At 29.4% G+C, this 19,438-nt stretch carries 15 protein-coding genes and 1 pseudogene; 12 read left to right on the forward strand and 4 right to left on the reverse strand.

What is annotated here, in order from left to right; all coding sequences use genetic code 11:
• Positions 1-58 precede the first annotated feature (58 nt).
• The 11 genes from ACZ5B9_RS00285 to ACZ5B9_RS00335 all read left to right on the forward strand — a co-directional run bounded on the left by ACZ5B9_RS00285 (position 59) and on the right by ACZ5B9_RS00335 (position 14,767).
• Positions 59-1,153 carry a glycosyltransferase family 9 protein gene (locus ACZ5B9_RS00285; RefSeq protein ID WP_464422888.1) on the forward strand — a complete coding sequence of 365 codons (1,095 nt, stop codon included), beginning with the start codon at positions 59-61 and terminating at the stop codon, positions 1,151-1,153.
• 32 nt (positions 1,154-1,185) lie between these two features.
• Positions 1,186-2,742 (forward strand): glycosyltransferase family 2 protein, encoded by a 1,557-nt coding sequence (locus ACZ5B9_RS00290; protein ID WP_464422889.1) that lies wholly within the window; start codon positions 1,186-1,188, stop codon positions 2,740-2,742.
• Positions 2,714-3,448, forward strand: a complete 735-nt coding sequence (locus tag ACZ5B9_RS00295; protein WP_464423979.1) for a glycosyltransferase — start codon at positions 2,714-2,716, stop codon at positions 3,446-3,448. The genes ACZ5B9_RS00290 and ACZ5B9_RS00295 overlap by 29 nt, the downstream gene beginning before the upstream one ends.
• A 252-nt stretch (positions 3,449-3,700) precedes the next feature.
• Entirely contained in the window at positions 3,701-4,777 is a 1,077-nt protein-coding gene (locus ACZ5B9_RS00300) for a polysaccharide deacetylase family protein (protein WP_464422890.1), read from the forward strand.
• 153 nt (positions 4,778-4,930) lie between these two features.
• Positions 4,931-6,688, forward strand: a complete 1,758-nt coding sequence (locus ACZ5B9_RS00305; RefSeq protein WP_464422891.1) for an ABC transporter ATP-binding protein — start codon at positions 4,931-4,933, stop codon at positions 6,686-6,688.
• Between the two features lie 66 nt (positions 6,689-6,754).
• Positions 6,755-7,351 (forward strand): hypothetical protein, encoded by a 597-nt coding sequence (locus ACZ5B9_RS00310; protein WP_464422892.1) that lies wholly within the window; start codon positions 6,755-6,757, stop codon positions 7,349-7,351.
• Between the two features lie 107 nt (positions 7,352-7,458).
• A complete protein-coding gene (locus tag ACZ5B9_RS00315; protein WP_464422893.1) occupies positions 7,459-8,496 on the forward strand; it encodes an RnfABCDGE type electron transport complex subunit D in 1,038 nt (345 codons plus the stop codon).
• An 18-nt stretch (positions 8,497-8,514) separates the two neighbouring features.
• On the forward strand, positions 8,515-11,724 hold the full coding sequence (gene mfd / locus ACZ5B9_RS00320; RefSeq protein WP_464422894.1) for a transcription-repair coupling factor: 3,210 nt from the start codon (positions 8,515-8,517) through the stop codon (positions 11,722-11,724).
• A gap of 120 nt (positions 11,725-11,844) precedes the next feature.
• The gene (locus ACZ5B9_RS00325; RefSeq protein WP_464422895.1) at positions 11,845-13,143 is read left to right on the forward strand and encodes an alpha/beta hydrolase-fold protein; all 1,299 of its coding nucleotides are present in this window, start codon (positions 11,845-11,847) and stop codon (positions 13,141-13,143) included.
• Between the two features lie 168 nt (positions 13,144-13,311).
• Complete coding sequence (locus ACZ5B9_RS00330) at positions 13,312-14,058, forward strand: hypothetical protein (RefSeq protein ID WP_464422896.1); 747 nt, start codon at positions 13,312-13,314, stop codon at positions 14,056-14,058.
• A 37-nt stretch (positions 14,059-14,095) separates the two neighbouring features.
• Positions 14,096-14,767, forward strand: a complete 672-nt coding sequence (locus ACZ5B9_RS00335; protein ID WP_464422897.1) for a TMEM164-related integral membrane acyltransferase — start codon at positions 14,096-14,098, stop codon at positions 14,765-14,767.
• A 136-nt stretch (positions 14,768-14,903) separates the two neighbouring features.
• Here ACZ5B9_RS00335 and spoVG read toward each other — a convergent pair whose 3' ends face one another.
• From spoVG to ACZ5B9_RS00350, 3 genes are all read right to left on the reverse strand, one after another.
• Positions 14,904-15,188, reverse strand: a complete 285-nt coding sequence (gene spoVG, locus ACZ5B9_RS00340) for a septation regulator SpoVG (protein ID WP_071124165.1) — start codon at positions 15,186-15,188, stop codon at positions 14,904-14,906.
• A 259-nt stretch (positions 15,189-15,447) separates the two neighbouring features.
• On the reverse strand, positions 15,448-15,693 hold the full coding sequence (locus tag ACZ5B9_RS00345) for an RNA-binding S4 domain-containing protein (protein ID WP_006805422.1): 246 nt from the start codon (positions 15,691-15,693) through the stop codon (positions 15,448-15,450).
• An 18-nt stretch (positions 15,694-15,711) separates the two neighbouring features.
• Positions 15,712-16,704 carry a phosphate/phosphite/phosphonate ABC transporter substrate-binding protein gene (locus ACZ5B9_RS00350; RefSeq protein WP_036071521.1) on the reverse strand — a complete coding sequence of 331 codons (993 nt, stop codon included), beginning with the start codon at positions 16,702-16,704 and terminating at the stop codon, positions 15,712-15,714.
• A 367-nt stretch (positions 16,705-17,071) separates the two neighbouring features.
• On the opposite strand from ACZ5B9_RS00350, the gene ACZ5B9_RS00355 reads away from it, so the two are divergent.
• A complete protein-coding gene (locus ACZ5B9_RS00355) occupies positions 17,072-17,992 on the forward strand; it encodes a DDE-type integrase/transposase/recombinase (RefSeq protein ID WP_464422898.1) in 921 nt (306 codons plus the stop codon).
• 70 nt (positions 17,993-18,062) lie between these two features.
• On the opposite strand, the pseudogene ACZ5B9_RS00360 reads toward ACZ5B9_RS00355, so the two are convergent.
• Positions 18,063-19,187: pseudogene (locus tag ACZ5B9_RS00360) on the reverse strand (ISLre2 family transposase); the annotation flags it as partial.
• Positions 19,188-19,438 lie beyond the last annotated feature (251 nt).

Here is a 19,438-nt window from a genome sequence, read left to right on the forward strand (position 1 = left end):
TATACGTTATCCTCAAACTAACGTAAATAAACGTATCAATACAAGGAATAATAATATAATGAAAAAAATAAACTGGAAATTTTATAGGCCTTATAGAGATAAACTGATTGATAAAAAAAATGAAATGTTAAGTCATATATTTGATAAAAACAAAAAAGATATCAATTTAGTGCCTGAAAAAATAAATCGAATTTTATTTTTAAGAACAGATGGAAAAATTGGTGATTATATAATAAGTTCATTTATTTTTAGAGAAATTAAAAAGCAGTATCCTAATATAAAAATTGATGTTGTTGCTGATAAATCTTTGGAAAATTTGTTGAAATTAAATAAAAATATAGACAAATATTACATTCTTGATAGAAAAAAAATGCATGAATGGAGAGATGTTGTAAAAATATTAAGAAAAAACAAATATGATGTTCTATTTGATTCAACAGAGGGACTTAAATATAAGCAAGTTTATCTTTTGAATAGGGTAAACGCAACTGTTAATGTCGGGTACAATAAGAATGGCTATAAAATATACAACAAAAACATAAAGCAAAACAATACTTTAAAAATGATAGAAATCTATAAACAAATGGTAAAAAGTATAAATATTGAGATAAAAAATACAAACTATGATATACCGATTTCTGAAGAATCTGAAAAAAATGTCGAAACCTTTTTAAAAGAAAATGATTCAAAGGAAAAATTAATTGCTTTAAACTTTTTTGGGGCTTCAAGAGGCAGAAAAATAAACGTTGAAAATGCTCTCATTATAATAAAAAGATTAACTAAAATGTACAAAGGGTATAAAATTATAATACTCGACTCTCCAAACGACAGAGAAACAATTTATAATATACTTGCAAGAACTGATAATAAAAATGTATTATTTTTTGAAAAATCAAAAACAATTCTTGATTCAATATCAATAATTAAAAAATGTGATTGGGTAGTTTCACTAGATACTTCAATTTTACATATTGCTGAAGGGCTAGATAAAAAAATAATGGCTTTTTACGGACCTAAAATCAATAAAAATAAATGGCGTATAAAAGAAGAAAATAATATATTAATTGATTATCCTGAAAATCGAATTAATGATGTGAATTTTGAAAAACTGTTTGATGATTTATATAATCAGATTAGCTTGCCTGTTATTTAAAGAATAAAAAATACGAAATAGGAGAAATGCTGATGAAATTATCGGTAGGAATAATAACTTTTAATGAAGAAAATAGAATTGGAAAAACTCTAGATTCTGTAAGGGAAATAGCTGATGAAATAATAGTTGTTGATAGTGAAAGTACTGATAAAACCGTAGAAATTGCTCTTTCAAAAGGTGCAAAAGTATTTTCTGAAAAATGGAAAGGTTATGGATCTCAAAAAAATTCTGTACTTGAAAAATGCAAAGGCGAATGGATTTTGTTAATAGATGCTGATGAAGTAATTTCACAACAATTAAAAGAAAAGATAAAATCTATTATAAATAGTGACAATCCATCAAACAATGTTTACAAAATAAAATTACGAAACATTGCATTCAAGAAAGAAATAAGATTTGGGGGTTGGGATGATTATGTAATCAGGTTGTGGAAAAATGGTAAAGTTAAAATAAGTGATAGAGAAGTTCATGAACAGTACCAAACTGACAGTAAAGTAGGAAAAATACACGAAATGATAATACATTATACATACGACAGCATCGAAGAATTTTTGGAAAAATTGAATCGATATACTTCACAAAGTGCAAAAGAATATATAAAAAAAGGAAAAAATCCAAGTTTTATAAAAATATATTCTAAAATGCTCTTTAGATTTATAAAGATGTATATTTTACAACTGGGCTTTCTAGATGGTTATGAAGGGTATTTACTCGCTAAATACAGTTCAATTTATACAATGACAAAATATACTAAATTACGCGAAGAATATTATAATCATTTAGGAAATGACACATCCCTTGTTATTACTACATACAACTGGCCAAAGGCTCTAGAAATGTGCCTAAACAGTGCATTAAACCAAACTGTTTCTCCGAAAGAAATAATCATTGCCGATGATGGTTCAAAACAGGAAACTATCGATTTGGTAAAAAGATTTCAGCAAAGCTATCCGAAAAATAATATTATTCATTCTTGGCAAGAAGATAAGGGATTCCGAGCTGGAATGTCAAGAAATAGAGCAATAAACAAGGCAACAGGAAATTATATAATAATAATAGATGGAGACTTGGTATTGAATAGACATTTTGTTGAAGATCATATAAAAAATATGCAAAAAGAATGCTTTATTCAAGGTTCAAGAGTTATAACTTCGCCAACTGTTGCAAAACAAATGATGGAAGGCAAAAAAATAAACCTTTTTACTAAAGGTCTAAAAAACAATATGAATATGGTGAGAAGCAAATTTCTTTCTAAAATTTTTACAAAGGTAGATAAAAACTTACGAGGAATCCGTTCTTGCAATATGTCTTTCTTTAAAGAAGACTTAATTCGAGTAAATGGCTTTGAAGAAGAAATCGAAGGATGGGGAAGAGAGGATAGTGAACTTGCTGTAAGGCTATTTAATATAGGATGTAGAAAGAAAAAACTAAAATTTGAGGCTTTGACTTGCCATTTATATCATAATGAAAATGATAGAAGTAGACTCAAAAAAAATGACGAATACTTGGCAAATGCAATAAAAAGTAAAAAAACGAAAGCTAAGAAAGGGCTTGATAGATATGAAGGAAGTAACGCTAGTAATAACTAGCTGCGGAAGATTCGACTTGCTGGAGGAAACACTTGATAGTTTTTTTGAATACAATACTTATCCAATCAAAAAAATTATAATAACTGAGGACAGCACAGAAGGTAAAAAGCTAGAAAAGCTAATTTCCAAATACAATAATAAAAATCAAAATTTTAAGTTAATAGTAAATGAAGCACGACTGGGACAGTTAAAGTCCATTGACAAAGCTTACCGTGAAATTGATACCGAATACATCTTTCACTGTGAAGATGACTGGAGATTCTTAAAAAAGGGATTTATTGAAAAATCAATCGATCTTTTGGAAGAAGATGAAAAAATTTTAGTTATAGGATTACGGGATAAAGCAGATTTCGCAAAGGATTTTTTCTATAATGAAGATTATATTTCAAAAACTGGTGAAACATATTACAATGTAAAAGGAGAAATTTTTACTTATAATCCAGCTTTGAGAAGAAAAAAAGATATGGATTTATTTGGACTACATGAAAAATTAGAAAACCAGAGATACGAAGAAGTTTTATCAAATTTTTATAAGGAGCATGGATTTAAGGCAATATTTTTTAAAGAGCCATATGTAACTCATATTGGAAATAAAAGGCATGTCCATTTTAGTAAAAATAGAAAAAATACTGTACTTAGCTTTAAAATTGATAGGCTAATAAAAAAAATACGAGCTAAAATTTTGAAATTCAAAGGAAAAATTTAATCATTTTTCAACAAATATTTTTTCAATTTTTAGTTGTTATTTTTTTATATTTCGTATAAAATATAGGTGAAAAAAATTGTAATAAATTAAATATAAAGTTAAGATTATTTTATTTAAACTTCTAACATTTTAGTTTTATTTATAATTTAATTTTTATAATGGTTAAATCAAATGGTTTTTTTATAATTTTTGTTAAATCAAGATAATTTTTAGTAAAATAATCATAATTCCTAATAGAAAAGGAAGGAAAAAATGTTATATATATATTTATTTTTAATAATAGGTCTAATATTTTTAGTATTTATTATTTACAACAAAACTAGAAAAAATTTCGTTTTGTGCCTTATGTATCACAGTGTTGACAGTGAAAAAGGGAAAGGTGGAATTTTTGTAGATGAATTTCAAGAACATATAAAATGGATAAAAGATAAAAAAACTTTTAAAATGGAAGAATTAAAGAATTTAAATTATACATTGCCACAAAATTCAATATTAATAACTTTTGATGATGGATATAAAAATAATTACACTTTGGCTTTTCCGATTTTAAAAAAATACAATATGAAAGCGACAATATTTTTAAATACAAAATTTATTGGAAAAGATGAGGCTTATCTCAATTGGGACGAGATTAAGGAAATGTATCAAAGCGGATTGATTGATTTTCAGCTTCATACACATTCGCATCAATTAACAATAAAGGATATTGAAGTACTTGCTTTTTACAGCAATGAAAGTTCACCATATTTTAAAAGAGAAAGTCATAGTTTATTTTTTGAAGGAAATTATGATGAAAAAAAAGATATGGAAAAGTTAAATGGACTTCCTGTATTCAAATTAAGAAGTAAAATTTCAATTCCTGGATACAGACCAAAGAAGGATTTTGTACAAAAATATCGAAATATTGCACAACTTCAGGAAAATAATAAATCTGAAAACGAAAAAAAGAAATTTTTGAATAAATTGTTTAAAGAAAAGCAAAATGAATTTTTTGACAAAATTAGTGAAGAAGAATTTAGAAAAAATGTAGAATTTGAAATTCTGGAAAATAAAAGGATTATTCAAGAAAAACTTGGAAAAACTCCAGATTGTCTGGCTTATCCTTGGGGACACCGATACAAAGGAAACCGTGAAGATATAAGAAAACTAGGTGTCGATGTGTTTATTACTACTAGAAAAGGCGTAAATTCCTTAAAACTTAATAAAAATTGGATTTACCGTGTAAGCGGAGATGACTTTGAGAGTTTTGATGAGTTTAAAAGGGAATTGACTGATGGTAGCGGTGCATATTACAGAAAATTACGAAATATTTTTGTAAAAAAACATTAATCTGAAAATAAATAAAAAATGATTTAAAATTTATTCAAGTCTAAAAAGATTGAACTAACTTAAAGAATAATAAATCATAACTTGACGTAAAATGTAAGTTCACTTTTAAAATAATTTTACATACAAGTAAAGAACGAAAGGCAAATTAAACATATGAAAAATATAAAATTAGATTTTGGAGGAATTCAAAAACTGAAAAAATATATAAAAAAATACTATATATTAATTATACTGAATATTCTGTTGGCAACAATGTCATCTCTTGTTTCATCCGCTCCAATAATGCTTATACAAAGGCTGTTTGACAAGGGGATTGCAGGAAAAAATGAAAAGGATATTCTTTATGCGGCTGGAGCAATGATAATGCTCGCTATAATTGGTGCGATACTGATGTACTGGAATACTATTTTCTCAACGGTAATATCGTCATCTATTTATAAAGATATTGTTACTGATATTTACAATAAAATACAAACTTTGGATATGGAATATTTTGCAGGGAAAAAAATAGGGGATATGATGACACGGGTAATGACAGATCCCAGTAATATAAATTCCATTATACTGGAAGTTTTCAATATGATACCCGAAGTTATAAAAGTAATAGTCTGTATGAGTATAGCATTTTACGTAGATTTTGACTTGACACTTGGGGTAATGATTGTAACTCCCATTTTAATAGTAACCGTCAGAAGATATGCAAAAAAACTGAAACGTTCCGGTAAGGACAGACAGGAAGCAATCGACAGCTTAAATTCAAAATTACAGGAAACATTGGCTGGAATACGGATTATAAGGGCATTTGCAACAGAAAAGTCTGAAATAAAGGATTTTAACAAAAAAAATATAAATCTAAAGAGAATTGCTATCAGAACCGCCCGATATAATGCAAAAGCCAATTCAATAATGGAAGCCTTGAATTATATAATTGTAGCATTACTGTTATTATTTGGAGGTTATCGTGTTTTAAGGGCTCATAACTTTACTGCAGGAGATTTTATCACAATAGTAGGTGCAATTTCATCAATGTACACACCTGCAAGACGTGCTATAACTCGATTTAACGCAATAAGTGTAAACTTGTCTTCAATTACAAGAGTTTCAGAAATTCTTGAAGAAATGCCATCTATTGTGAATAATCCAAATTGTATAAAATTTGAAAACTTTTCAAATGATATAAATTTTGAAAATGTTGATTTTAAATATAAAGACAATCCTGAAAAAATATTAAAGGACGTTAACTTAACTGTCAAAAAAGGTGAAACAGTTGCCTTTGTGGGAAATTCTGGTGGTGGAAAATCTACACTTGTCAATTTGATTCCAAGATTTTTTGATGTATCTCGTGGTTCTTTAAAAATTGATGGAACTGATATTAGAGACTATGATGTTAAAAGTTTACGAAAGGCAATAGGGATTGTACCACAGGAAACTTTCCTTTTTTCAGGAACTATACTTAGTAACATAAAATATAGCCGTCAAGATGCTACTTTTGAGGAAGTTGTGGAAGCTGCTAAACAAGCTAACGCACATGAATTTATTGAAAATCTCTCTGAGGGATATGATACTGAAATTGGAGAACGTGGTGTCAAATTATCTGGTGGACAAAAACAAAGAATTGCGATTGCACGTGCAATTTTGGAAAATCCTCAAATCTTAATTTTAGATGAAGCTACATCAGCACTTGATAATGAATCTGAAAAACTGGTTCAAGATGCACTTGAAAAACTTATGAAAGGAAAAACTACATTTGTTATAGCTCATAGGTTGACAACAATCGAAAATAGTAATAAAATAGTAGTAATACAAAAAGGTGAAATAAAAGAAATAGGAAACCATAATGAATTATTAAGCAAAAATGGAATTTACAAAGCATTATATAATAAAAACTTTGATATATCTAAAAAAAATTAATAAAATTGGGTTACTAGTAGATTTAAAATTATATTTTGCTAAAAAATTAAAAAAAGGAGAACAAAAATGAAACAGATAAAAGGAATTATTTTATTTTTAATGTCAATAGTATTAGTAGCATTTGGAAGCCAAGATTCAAAAAATTCTAAAAATTTGGTAAAACAGATTGAAGACGAAACAAAAAAAGTTGGCGATAGAATAAAAGACATAAAAGAAGAAAAAACTGCAAAAATTGAAACCAAAAAGAATGAACAAAAACAAGCAGTACAGCAACCAACTTCACAACAACCACCAGTTGCAGCAAATCCGACTCAAACTCAGCCAACTGTTGTACAACCTACACCTAATACACCAACACAACCTACACAAGTAGCTTCTTCGGATACAACAAATCCAGCATTTGCACTTAATGATGGTGGTAAAGAAAATGGTAAAAAAGAAAATAGAAAAAACAGAAGAAATAACAAAAATATAGCTAAAGCACCAAAACACAGCCGTCTAAAAGATACTTCTTCTTCATCTGCTGGACAAGAAAAAACATCTAAATCTCAAGATTCTGCTCCAAAATCATCAGGAAGTGGAAGTTCTACTGGAAGTAGTAGTGGAAGCAGCAGTTCAGGATCATCTTCGTCAGGTGGAGGAGATTCAAGTTCATCGGAATAAGTATCTCAATATAATTTGAATTAATAATTAATCTAAAAAGTTAAGTATACATTTACAAAACTAGGTAAAACATATAATACAGATAAGAAAGGTAGTGAAAATTTAATATGTTTAGAAGTAAGAAAAAAGAGTTACAAGAAAATATGACAAAAATAAATATAGATATTTTAATATCTCTAATTCCAATGTTACTTGTAGCATTTTTTGTCTATGAAATAACCCCTATTTTAGTGATTTTGTCATCTGTGATTACAGCTGAACTAGCAGAAGTAATATTTTCATTTTTCATACAAAAAAATAGAGATTCTTTGAAAGAACTTTCTGGAATTACAATAGGAGCCTTGACAGGGTTTGTGCTTGCACCATTTACACCACTTTATGTGGCAGCATTTGCAGGAGCAATGGCAACAATATTTGGAAAAATTATATATAGAGGAACTGATAAAAAGATTTTTAATCCGGTGATTTTAGGAAAATTATTTGTATTTACATTCTTTCCAGCTGTTCTTGCACCAAATTCTCCAGCCTGGACTGATGCAGAAGGTATGAGAATCGCCAGCGATAACGTTTCAGGATTAGCTTCATTAGTATTGATAAATAGAGGAATAATAGGAGAACTTTCAATAGCTGCAATGGTTATTGGAGCGATTTATTTAATCTATCGAACAAAAATGACTTGGCATATACCAGTATCATTTTTTGTTACTATTTTCTTTGGATATTATATTACTTCAAGCAATAATGTTAATGTTGTAACTACTTTGGGAGAAATTATCTTTATGGGTATTTTCGTTCTGACAGATACTTTCACTACTCCTAGACATGGACTTGGAAAAGTATTTTTTGGATTTTTAGCTGGGCTTTCTACAATCATATTCTGGTTTTTAGGAATTCAAACTGAAGCAATTATTTATTCCGTATTAATTTTAAATCCTTTCACAAGACCAATAAACACTATATTCAAACCAAATGTTTTTGGTGATGAAGCAGTTTCGTTTGCAGAAATTATACAGGGGCTTGGTTTTGCGATTATTATAGTTTTACTTGCTTTCGCTGTTTCATACTTACATAAGTTTGGATTTGTGCCATATATTGTTTATATTTATGTAGTTTATGGAATATGGCGATTGTACAACAACAGATAAAAATAGGGAAGGCTTTTTATGAACTTTAACTTAAGTTTTTTAGATAAAATAGAAAAATTAAAAGATAAAAAAATAGATATTTTACAATCTGAAAATAATTTTTACCGCGGTGCAATTCCGTGGTTTTTATTATGTTCAGAAAAGAAAAAGGTAATTTATATTTCCACATCTAACAGAAATTTGGAAAATTATCATGCAATGCTTGAAAATTATTATGAAATATTAGAAAAACAAAAGAATATTTTAACAAAAAAATCTAAAAGTAGTAAAAAAAATAGTAAAGAAACTAAAAATAAGTTAGAAAATAAAAAAATAATTGATATTTTTGAAAATATCTCACAAAATAAGGAAGATATTACAGGAATAAATATAAGACTGCTGGATATTTTAAAAAATCAGGAAAAATTTATTTTATTTGTAAATTTACAGATTACTTTGGATATATTTTTTGAAAAGGTTAAGTTTTTTTCCTTTGAAACTGGGAAAGAATACAGTTTTTCAAAAATTGTGGAATTTCTTGTGGAAAATGGGTATGAAAATTCATATTTGATTGAAAAAAAAGGGCAATATAGCAGACGTGGAGATATTCTTGATATTTTCCCACCAGACTTGGAACATCCTGTTAGACTCGAGTTTTTTGGTGATGAACTGGAAAGTATAAGAGTTTTTGATATTGATAGCCAGATTTCTGTGGAAAAAATGGAAGAAATAAAGATTTTTGGAAATTTGCTTTCTGGAAATAATTATGAATTGATTGAGCTTATCGATGAATTGAGGGCGGAAGATGTAACGATTGTTATTGAAAATGAAGAATTGCTGGACTATAAAATGGAAGAGTTTATTTTGCTTGATAGAAGCCGTGAGGAAACTTATCGAAAGAGGTATGAAAATCTGAAGAAAAAAAGTATTTTTGTGCAGACTAAAAATTTCTCACAGGAGCAGATTGAGACTTTTAGGGATAAAAATAGGCTTGAAAAATTGTCAAAAATTGAAGATGTTTATATTTTTACAAATAGTTATGAGAAGAAAATGGCTGAATTTGGGCAAATTCTAACTAAAAAAGAAAACAATCTGGAAATTGAAAAATATGAGCTGTTTGAAGGATTTATGTTTAGTGATACTTCAGAAAATCCAGATAATAAAAATAGAAAAAATAATTTTATTGTGCTGACAGACAGGGAGCTTGACGGATATATTTACGAGCGAAAGAAAAAAACAACAAAAGCTATAAAATATAAAAAAATCAATCAGATAATCGAAGGCGATTACGTAATTCATGTTCAATATGGTGTTGGAATTTATAAGGGAATTCAGACAATGGAAGAGCGGGATTATTTGAAAATCAAGTATGCTGACGAAGATATTTTGTATATTCCTGTGGAAAAACTGGACAGACTTGAAAAATATGTGTCAAATGATACGGAACCTCAGTTATTCAGGCTAGGAACACGAGGATTTAAGCGAAAAAGGAAAAAACTCGAAGAAGATATTCAGAAATTTGCGACAGAACTTATCAAAATACAAGCACGACGGCAAAGCCAGAATGGTTTTGTGTATCAGAAGGATACTGTGTGGCAGGAGGAATTTGAGGCGAATTTTCCATTTGAGGAAACGGAAGATCAGAGAAATGCCATAAATGATGTGAAAAGGGATATGGAAAGTCCACAAATAATGGACAGAATTGTGTGTGGAGATGTTGGATATGGGAAAACGGAAGTCGCGATGAGAGCGGCATTCAAAGCGATTGACAATGGAAAGCAGGTTGTTATGGTGGCTCCGACTACGGTGCTTGCGGAACAGCATTTTGAACGGTTTAAAAGAAGATTTGAAAATTATCCGATTACAATTGAGAATTTATCACGGCTTACAAAAAATAAATCAAAGGATATTTTAAAAAATCTGAAAAGTGGAATTATTGACTTAGTTATTGGAACTCACAGGCTTCTAAGTGATGATGTGCAATTTAAGAACTTAGGGCTTTTAATTATTGATGAAGAGCAAAAATTTGGCGTTAAGGCTAAAGAAAAGTTAAAGTCTCAAAGAGAAAAACTGGATGTGCTGACATTAACTGCAACTCCGATTCCACGTACATTAAATCTTGCGATGCTTGGAATCAGAGAGATTTCCATAATTGACACTCCGCCAACAAATAGACTTCCCATTATAACAGAAATTCTCGATTGGGATGAGAAAACAATAAAAATGGCAATACTGCGTGAACTGTCACGTGATGGGCAAGTTTTCTATATTTATAACGATGTAAAAAATATGAAGGAAAAATTGAAGGAACTGAAGGAAATGCTTCCAGAGTTTGTAAAAATCGAATTTATAAACGGACAGCTTCCGCCAAAGGAAATTAAGGATAAATTACTACGTTTTGAAAATGGGCAGTTTGATATTCTAATTGCTTCAACAATCATTGAAAATGGAATTGATGTGGGAAATGCCAATACCATTCTGATTGAAAACTTTACTGGTCTAGGATTATCGCAGGTGTATCAGCTGAAAGGGCGTGTAGGACGTAGCAACAGGCAAGGATACTGTTATTTATTAAAAACGAGAAATATTACAAAGCAGGGACGGCAAAAGGAAGAAAGCATGCTAAAAGTGGAAGGGATAAAATCAGGAGGTTTTCAAATTTCGATGGAAGACTTGAAAATACGTGGTGCTGGGGAAATTTTGGGAGATAAGCAGCACGGAACGATTGAAACTTTTGGATATGATTTATACATAAAAATGCTAAATGAGGAAATTCGTAAGCAAAAGGGCGAGTTTGTTGAAAAAATTGAAAATGTAGAAATTATTCTGGATGAAAGAGGCTTCATTCCTGAAACATATATTGAAAAAGATGAAAGGCTAAATATCTATAAACGTTTTGCAATGCTGGAAACAGATAGCGAATTAACTGATTTGCTTGATGAAATTAGAGATAGGTTTGGGAAAATTCCAGAGCAGATGAAAAAATTTATTTTAAGCATTAAATTAAAATTATTTGCTGAAAAATATAAAATTCAGAGAATTCTCGAAACAAGAAATCATTTTGAGCTGTACTTTTTGGAAAATACACAGAAAGAACAGGCAGAATTAAATGAAAAAATTGAAATGAAAAAAGTAGTAATAACTATTGATACAGTAAGTCCGAAAGGGAAAAATAACGAGAAAGATACTGCTGATAATCTTGTTGTAATGAAAGTAAACAAGAAAGATTTTTTAAATATTGTGAAATAGCATTATTTAAAAAGCAACATTTCGGACAGTAGAAAAATACAAAAAAGTGTGGTAAAATTTATAAAAGGTTTTAATTTTTAAGCAGCATAAAATAATAAAAAACAGAAAAGGAGAGTATCTATGAAAAGAATATTATTATTTTTGACAATATTTGGGATGTTATTATCTATGGTGAGCTTTTCGGCAGAAACTACAACATTTAAAATGGAAAAAATAAAATATCCTAAAGGTATTAGAAATGTAACATCTGTAACAGAAGTATTTGGAACAGGACAACAAGTTACACATATTATTGTAGAATTTAACGAAAAAGTCGTAAATTCTCAATTGACTAAAAATACTTTCACAGTAGCTGGGCGAAATGTGGAAAATGTATATTCAAACACACGTCCTGAAAGAACTAATATCGTAAAAGACGGAAAATATGTAATTATTGAATTAAATCCTAAGGATGCAGGAGCTTCTCTTCGTATTGAAGGAGGACCAGGAACTACATTTCAAATGAAAAAAGCAACATCGAGTATTACACAAAAGGAAGATATTTTATTTACAAATAGTAAAAAATTGGAAAAAAGCATTGCAATACTTGAAAATAATAAAACAAAAAATTTAGTTGTAGAAAATTTTAAACAATTTGAATACAAAGATCCAAAAACAGGAACATTAGTAAAATATAATTTGTACATTCCAAAAAATTATAACAAAAATAAAAAATATCCGCTTGTACTGTTTATGCATGATATGGGTGTTCTAAGTGAAGATACAAAAGCTACTTTATTACAAGGAAATGGTGCTATTTCATTTGCTACTCCTGAGGAACAAGCAAAACACGAGGCATTTGTACTGGCTCCACAATATTCAAGACAAGTTGTGAATGATAATGGCGATATTACAAGTGATTTAGACGCAACTGTCAATCTTGTAAAAGATCATTTGCTTTCAAAATATAGTATTGATGAAAAAAAATTATATGCAACAGGACAATCAATGGGTGGAATGATGGCAATTGTTATGAACTTTAAATACCCTGATTTATTTGCTGCTTCATATTTGGTAGCTTGCCAATGGAATGAAAAGGAAGTAACCCCTATGGCAAAAAATAATCTTTGGATAATGGTTTCAACTGGAGATGAAAAGGCTTATCCAGGTATGAATACTATTACAAGTGAACTTATTAAAAGAGGAGCAACTGTGGCAAGAGATACTTGGAAGGCCGACTACACAAATGAACAATTTTTAGAAGGTGCAAGAAAAGTTATTGCCCAAAAATCAAATATCAAATATACAACACTTGAAAAAGGAACAAACCCATATTTGCTAAAAGATGCTAATTCTGGATCAGAACATTCAGGAACTTGGAAAATTGCTTACAGTATTTCTGGGATAAAAGACTGGATATTTTCACAAGCAAAGCAATAATCAACATTACAAGGTTTTAAATAAAACTTTGAACGTAGGAAATAAAAACTGAACTAGTTAAGAGATATATTAAAAAATAACTAATTTTATTAACCTAATAATTGGTAAAGGCTCTTACATAATTAAGTTTGGTTAAAAGATCATTATAAAAATAGAAATGAGGTTAAAATGAAAGAAATAAATGAATCATTAAAAAATAAAGATTTAACACAAAAAGATTATTATCTTAAATCTTTTGAAGTTTTTAAGAAATTGTTAAGTACAGATAAAAAATATCTACCTTCAATTATAGCATTATTTACACTTAACGGTTATATAATGCATAATTCATTTGTTACCATGGTAAAAGCTGTACATACTCAACAAGTTCCTAAATTACCAACAATGGAGGTGTTGATGAACCTTTTAATTCTAATAATAATAGAATATGCTTTGAATTTATTCCAAAATGACGTTATTAATAGAATTGATAAAAAAAATGAATTGACAAGAAAGGATATATTACTAAGGTCTATAATTTTAGCTATAGCAATGACATTTATAGGTAATCTTACAAAATCTTTAGGACCGATAGGTATAGCAGTTATATTTTTAATTGCATACTTTGCAGCATTTTTTAGACAAATATATTTATCAAGAAATATAAACCTGACAACTGCATTTGAAAGAAATCTAAAACTGCTAGAAAACAATAGACTAACAATCATTCTTCCTTTATTTTTAATAAATATAATTTCAGCTATCATATCATCTTTTTTGATGGCATCTGCTTCAGTAACTGTATTAAAATCACCAAATGCAGCTATGACAGTAATAATTATTCTTATTATCTCTAGAATTTTAGTTGGAATATTTGAAATTTATAAAAAAATTCTGGCAAGTATAATTTTCTTAAATGTAGAAAATAACCAATAATTAATTTCACAAATGGAAATTTAGAAAGGAGAAACTTTTGACTTTTAGTTATTTTAGTCCTATTCATATAGAAACTTTTATTGTATCTATTTTATTTTGTATATTTTTATTTTATATTCCTAAATTTTTCAAAAATTTGGATATAAATAAGTACTCAACTTTTTTAGGATACTTCTTATTAATATTTAAGTTAGTTGACTCGATTTACAGGTTAATGTATCAAAATGAGCCAATAACTAATGTAACACCTGTACATCTTTGTAATTTTGCAGCAATTTTTGCAGGGCTATATTTGATTTTTAAAACAAAATTTTTGTATAATGCCGTATACTATTTAACTTTTGGACCAATATTGGCATTAATTTTACCAGGAATAATATACTATCACGATAATTATTATGTTTATCTTTTTATGATAATGCACGCTCTTATTGTTTTTACAGCTTTTTTTGGTTATAGATATCTAAATGACAAGCCTACAAAAAAAGGATTTTTTCAGTCAGTAATTACACTGTTGCTAATATTCCTTTACGCATTCATTTATAACTGGATATTTAAAGAGATAAATGCAATGTTTTTAAAAAGCCACATTATCCCACAAGTAAAGTTTATAAATCCAATTTGGCTATATGATATTGTTCTTATTCTTACAATGATATTTTTACAATTTTTGCTGTATTTGCCAGTTATGCAAAGAAATAAAAGATAAAATTGCGGTAGAAATGTTAAATAATAGAATCGTTTTAAAAAAATAAATAGACAAGAAAAAAGTACACCACTGATATTAGTATTAATGTATATATAATTTTAGTATTTTTAGGTGTACTTTTAATTTTTTCAATTTTTTATTCTGCGTCAGGTTGAGCAGCACTTTCCTCTTCAAATTTTTCTAAAATAACTTGTGTTATTTCGGCTCTTAATTCAGGTTTTATAGGATGAACAATATCCTTAAATTCTCCATTTGGCATTCTTCTTGAAGGCATTGCTACAAAAAGCCCATTTTGACCTTCAATTATCTTTAATCCATGAATGACAAAACTTTCATCAAATGTGATGTCAGCATACGCCCGTAACCTTTCATTGTTTTCCGTTTGTTTTCCAATTCTAATACGAATATCAGTAACTTTCATAAGTCTTCTCCTTGTTTTGTAATTTATATTTTATATTTTCCATTATAATTATACCTCATTTGTTAAAAAAAACAAGTGAAAACCTCAATAAAAATACAATATTTACTGTATTTTTATGTAGCTTATAAAGCTAATTCATAATCAAACTTTTTGACAATAAAATTGTTTAAAATTTAAGTAAAATAATTAAAATCTTTAAGTTTAATTTAAATATCTAATGCAAAAATTACTATTATTTTATTACAAACAAGAAAAATAATTAGTCAATTATTTGGATATATTCATCAATAAATTCCTTTTTTAGACTTTCAGGAGGTAGATCCAGTACTTTTACTTTTATGTTCTTGTTAAAATACTTTATTTCAAAAATATCGCCTTTTTTCACATCGTATGAAGATTTTTTTATATCTCCATTTACAACGATATTTCCATTGTCTGCCAGCTCCTTTGCCACTGTTCTTCTTTTTATAATTCTTGTTACTTTTAAAAATTTATCTAAACGCATTTTTTCCCTCGATTTTTATTATTTTATATCTTTCATTCCTTCATACCAAGCTGTATTTGTTTCCACAAATCCAACATTTGGGTTTTCTTTTAAGAAAAGTCCTCTTATTTTACTTTTCTTATCACTGAAAATGTGTGGATTGTCAGTTGTTGATTTAGCTAAAAGTGCCTTTTTGATTTTTTCTTGATCTTCTTTTGCTAAAGTTTTTGTATTAAATACGATTGGCCCATTGTAAACAGGTATTGATTTTATAACTGTAAAACTTTTTCCAGCATAATCCCCAAATGGTGCAACTGCTCCTTTTTTTACTTTATATGTAGCTCCTGAATTAAAGTCTTTTCCAGCAGTCAGCTCATAAATTGTAAATGATTTTGGAATAGCAAATGTCGCAACATCAACATCTCCTTTAAATAATAAAACTTGTGCTCCTGGATGTGAATTTCCAAACATAACTTTTGAAAATACTTTATTTCCAAGCACTTCATCTGTATTTTTTAGCCCAAACTCTTTTACAATGTAATTAGCAGGTATTTTAAATCCTGATGTAGAGCTGTTTGTAACAAATCCCATAGACTTACCTTTTAATTTTTTCAAGTCAAATCCATCTCCAGAACGGTATTGATTAGCATCTTCTTCTCTTACTGCAATAAAGCTGTAATAACGTGCATCTTCCAATGTTCCACTTTCTCCTGCATTTGTAAGCACTGCCTCAATATCCTTAGTTCTCTGTCTAGCATTCAAATACGCTTCAGCTCCAATATAAGCTATTTGTGACTGACCAGAAATAATATTTTCAACCGTAATATTGTAATCTGTAGTTGTTACAATTTCAACCTTTTTCCCAGTTGCTTCTTGTACAACCCGTGCAAATTCTTCTCTTGACTTTTTCAACGAATCATTAGTTTCATTAGGTAAAAATACAATTTTAATTGTATCATTCTTTTTACCACAACTAACTGCAAATAACAAAATTGCCAGCAATAACAAACTTCTTAAAATATTTTTTCTCATAATACCTCCTAAATAGTATAAATAAATCTGCCTTATTATAGCATTTGTTATTTGCATAGTCAATTCTATATTTTTTGTGGGACAGAGTAAAAAATATAGGGGCAGTCATTAAATACCACAATAAATCTTTTTTAACTGCTTTTTTTAAAATATTTTACTTTGTGATATTTCTTTCAAAACTTCCCTAAGCGGACATTCTCCTCCTCTCAAATATGGCATATTTGTGCTTTTTCCTGTTTCATTAACAATTTCTGGCAAGCATTCCATCTGTTGTGAGATAATACATATGTGACAAGAATATACAAAAAAAGAAAGGTTTCTGATATAATGTAAATCTACCAAACCACATTAAGGAGAAACCTTTCATATGAGTAGTATATCAGAAATATACCGTGTCCGTCAATGGGCAATTGAGCATGCAATAAAACATAATAATAATTCAAAGGCAGCAGTGAAGTATAAGACATCACGTCAGCAGATAAAACGTTGGAGAGACAGATACGACGGCACAGTCCAGTCTCTCCTGCCAAAAAGCAGAAGATCTGAAAGCCACCTGAACCAGCACACGCAAGAAGAAATAGAGATTGTTATGAGAAAATACAGGAAGTTTGGCTATGAAGGGCTGGCAGAAGTTTATGTCAAAGCAGGAAAAGAAGGCTACAGCCGTACATACGATTCAATGTGCAAGATAATAAGGAAAATGAAGGGCAATGCCAAAGAAAAGCCTAAAAAGCCGCATAAAAGAAAAAAGAAGGCTGAACAGGCGAAGTACCCTGGGGAAAGAGTGCAGATAGACATAAAATATGTTACGGAAGAATGCATACAGTTTGGCACACGTGACCAGAAGTATTATCAAATAACGGCATTAGATGAATATACAAGAAAAAGAGTGTTAAGGATAGCAGATGAAAAAAGTACCTATCAGACCGCAAAGTTTCTAGAGAACTTGGAAAGGGAGCTGGGATTTGACGTAAAGAAAGTTCAGACAGACAACGGGAAAGAGTTCACAAATTCTGAAAGTGATAAGAAAACGCTGTTTGAGCTGAAACTGGAGGAGAAGGGGATAAAGTACGTGACAACCCGTCCATATTCGCCATGGGAGAATGGAAAAGTGGAAAGAAGCCACAGGCTTGACAGCAAGTACTATGGAGACAAGAAATTTAAAAGCAAGGAAGAACTGTTAAGGTCAATAAGGAAATACAATACAAGATACAACAACATATCAAGAAAAGTACTGGGCTTTAAGAGTCCAAATGAAGTATTAAAAGAGTACAAGGGAAATCAGTAGGTTAAAGATACATTAGGAAAGAAATATTTTTTTTAATATATTTTTGTAACAAATGTTTGACATCTATACAATATAACGCTCTTGCCATTATCTTCCTTCTTGAAAACGCTTTCGGCCTGCTTGACAAAAATCTTGAGCATTCGTGGGACACAAGGGCTTCCGTCCTTGAGCCTATGTAATCCTCTTCAGTATATATCCTCCTTATCTTCTCATGCTGGTTAAGCAGCATCTTCATCTGCTCCTTTCTTCTCTGGCTCACATTCTCCTTTTCCTTGAAATTTTCATAAAAGTTTTCAAGTTCTTTAAAACTATCTCCCTTTAGCCATTTGTAAAGTTTTTTTGATATTTCCTTGTCCCTTTTAGAAATTTCAGCTATGGCTTTTACTAAATGGAACTTGTCATAGATGTGTATTGGCTTGTAAATTCCAAGTTCTCTTACAAAGCTGTCTGTCCATGTTCCTCCATCAGAGTTCACAATTAGTTTCTTTTTGTCCATATTGTATCTTTTTTCAAGATAGTTAAGCACATACTCCGACACTTCCTCAAGCGATACGGATGCAGGAAACATTATTGTGTGCTTGTCAATGAGTTTGTTCCTGCCTGTGCAGATTTCTTCAATTCCACGATGTATTACAATCATCCTCATATATGTATTTCTACTTCTTCTGCACTTCATATGATCTTCATCAATCTCCATATATACTGGCGAACTGTCATCTCTTTCAAATCTTTCAATATCAAGTTTCGGCATTTGAAAAGAATTGACAAGATTATACACGGTAGCCCTTGAAACACCGTAAGTTTTTGCAAGAAATGAAGCTGTAGTATGCTGATATTGAAAAAGTATAGTAAAAATCATCTCCTCAGAAAGCCGTCTATACCGCTTAAGTCCAATTTTTTCATCAATGTAATAGTGAATGCCTGTTTTTTTGTTTACATATTTTCGACGTTCAAAAGTTACATCCCCGAAGGCAGTGGTAACAGTTCTTTTAACAAATCCTTTGCTTTTAAACTTATCATTTCTTTCATCGGAATGAAAAAAGGCATCGTCAACTCTTTTGACATAAACTCTAAACAGCGTTTCAAAGGCCTTTGAGACAAACAGCTTAAACTGCTGCTCAAACGGAAGTTTGAAGGAAAAAATATTTTTAAAAAAAGTCTTTACAAGTGAAGAAAAATTTGATATTCTGATCATAGAGGAAACCGCCTTTCAATAGGATTTGGCGATTATATTGTAACTGGTTTCCTCTTTTTTGTTAATTTGAAATTTAATTAAATTTATTTGCCCCTATATTTTTTACTCTGTCTTTTTTGTGGTATACTTATAATAAATAAATTAAAAAACTATAATTTTTAGGAGGTTTTCATGAAAAAGAATAACTGGAAAACATTATTAATTTTAAGTATTGCACTTTTAGTCTTGACAGCCTTTTCAATAAAAAAGAA

This window comes from Leptotrichia sp. SK-5 (assembly GCF_055387215.1).

Bases quoted from the DNA above. Each gene is read 5' to 3' on its own strand.
- ACZ5B9_RS00290 (WP_464422889.1), top strand. From the start codon at position 1,186: ATGAAATTATCGGTAGGAATAATAACTTTTAATGAAGAAAATAGAATT.
- ACZ5B9_RS00310 (WP_464422892.1), top strand. From the start codon at position 6,755: ATGAAACAGATAAAAGGAATTATTTTATTTTTAATGTCAATAGTATTA.
- ACZ5B9_RS00345 (WP_006805422.1), bottom strand. From the start codon at position 15,693: ATGCGTTTAGATAAATTTTTAAAAGTAACAAGAATTATAAAAAGAAGA.
- spoVG (WP_071124165.1), bottom strand. From the start codon at position 15,188: ATGAAAGTTACTGATATTCGTATTAGAATTGGAAAACAAACGGAAAAC.
- ACZ5B9_RS00355 (WP_464422898.1), top strand. From the start codon at position 17,072: ATGAGTAGTATATCAGAAATATACCGTGTCCGTCAATGGGCAATTGAG.
- ACZ5B9_RS00350 (WP_036071521.1), bottom strand. From the start codon at position 16,704: ATGAGAAAAAATATTTTAAGAAGTTTGTTATTGCTGGCAATTTTGTTA.
- mfd (WP_464422894.1), top strand. From the start codon at position 8,515: ATGAACTTTAACTTAAGTTTTTTAGATAAAATAGAAAAATTAAAAGAT.
- ACZ5B9_RS00330 (WP_464422896.1), top strand. From the start codon at position 13,312: ATGAAAGAAATAAATGAATCATTAAAAAATAAAGATTTAACACAAAAA.
- ACZ5B9_RS00325 (WP_464422895.1), top strand. From the start codon at position 11,845: ATGAAAAGAATATTATTATTTTTGACAATATTTGGGATGTTATTATCT.
- ACZ5B9_RS00305 (WP_464422891.1), top strand. From the start codon at position 4,931: ATGAAAAATATAAAATTAGATTTTGGAGGAATTCAAAAACTGAAAAAA.
- ACZ5B9_RS00300 (WP_464422890.1), top strand. From the start codon at position 3,701: ATGTTATATATATATTTATTTTTAATAATAGGTCTAATATTTTTAGTA.
- ACZ5B9_RS00285 (WP_464422888.1), top strand. From the start codon at position 59: ATGAAAAAAATAAACTGGAAATTTTATAGGCCTTATAGAGATAAACTG.
- ACZ5B9_RS00315 (WP_464422893.1), top strand. From the start codon at position 7,459: ATGTTTAGAAGTAAGAAAAAAGAGTTACAAGAAAATATGACAAAAATA.
- ACZ5B9_RS00295 (WP_464423979.1), top strand. From the start codon at position 2,714: ATGAAGGAAGTAACGCTAGTAATAACTAGCTGCGGAAGATTCGACTTG.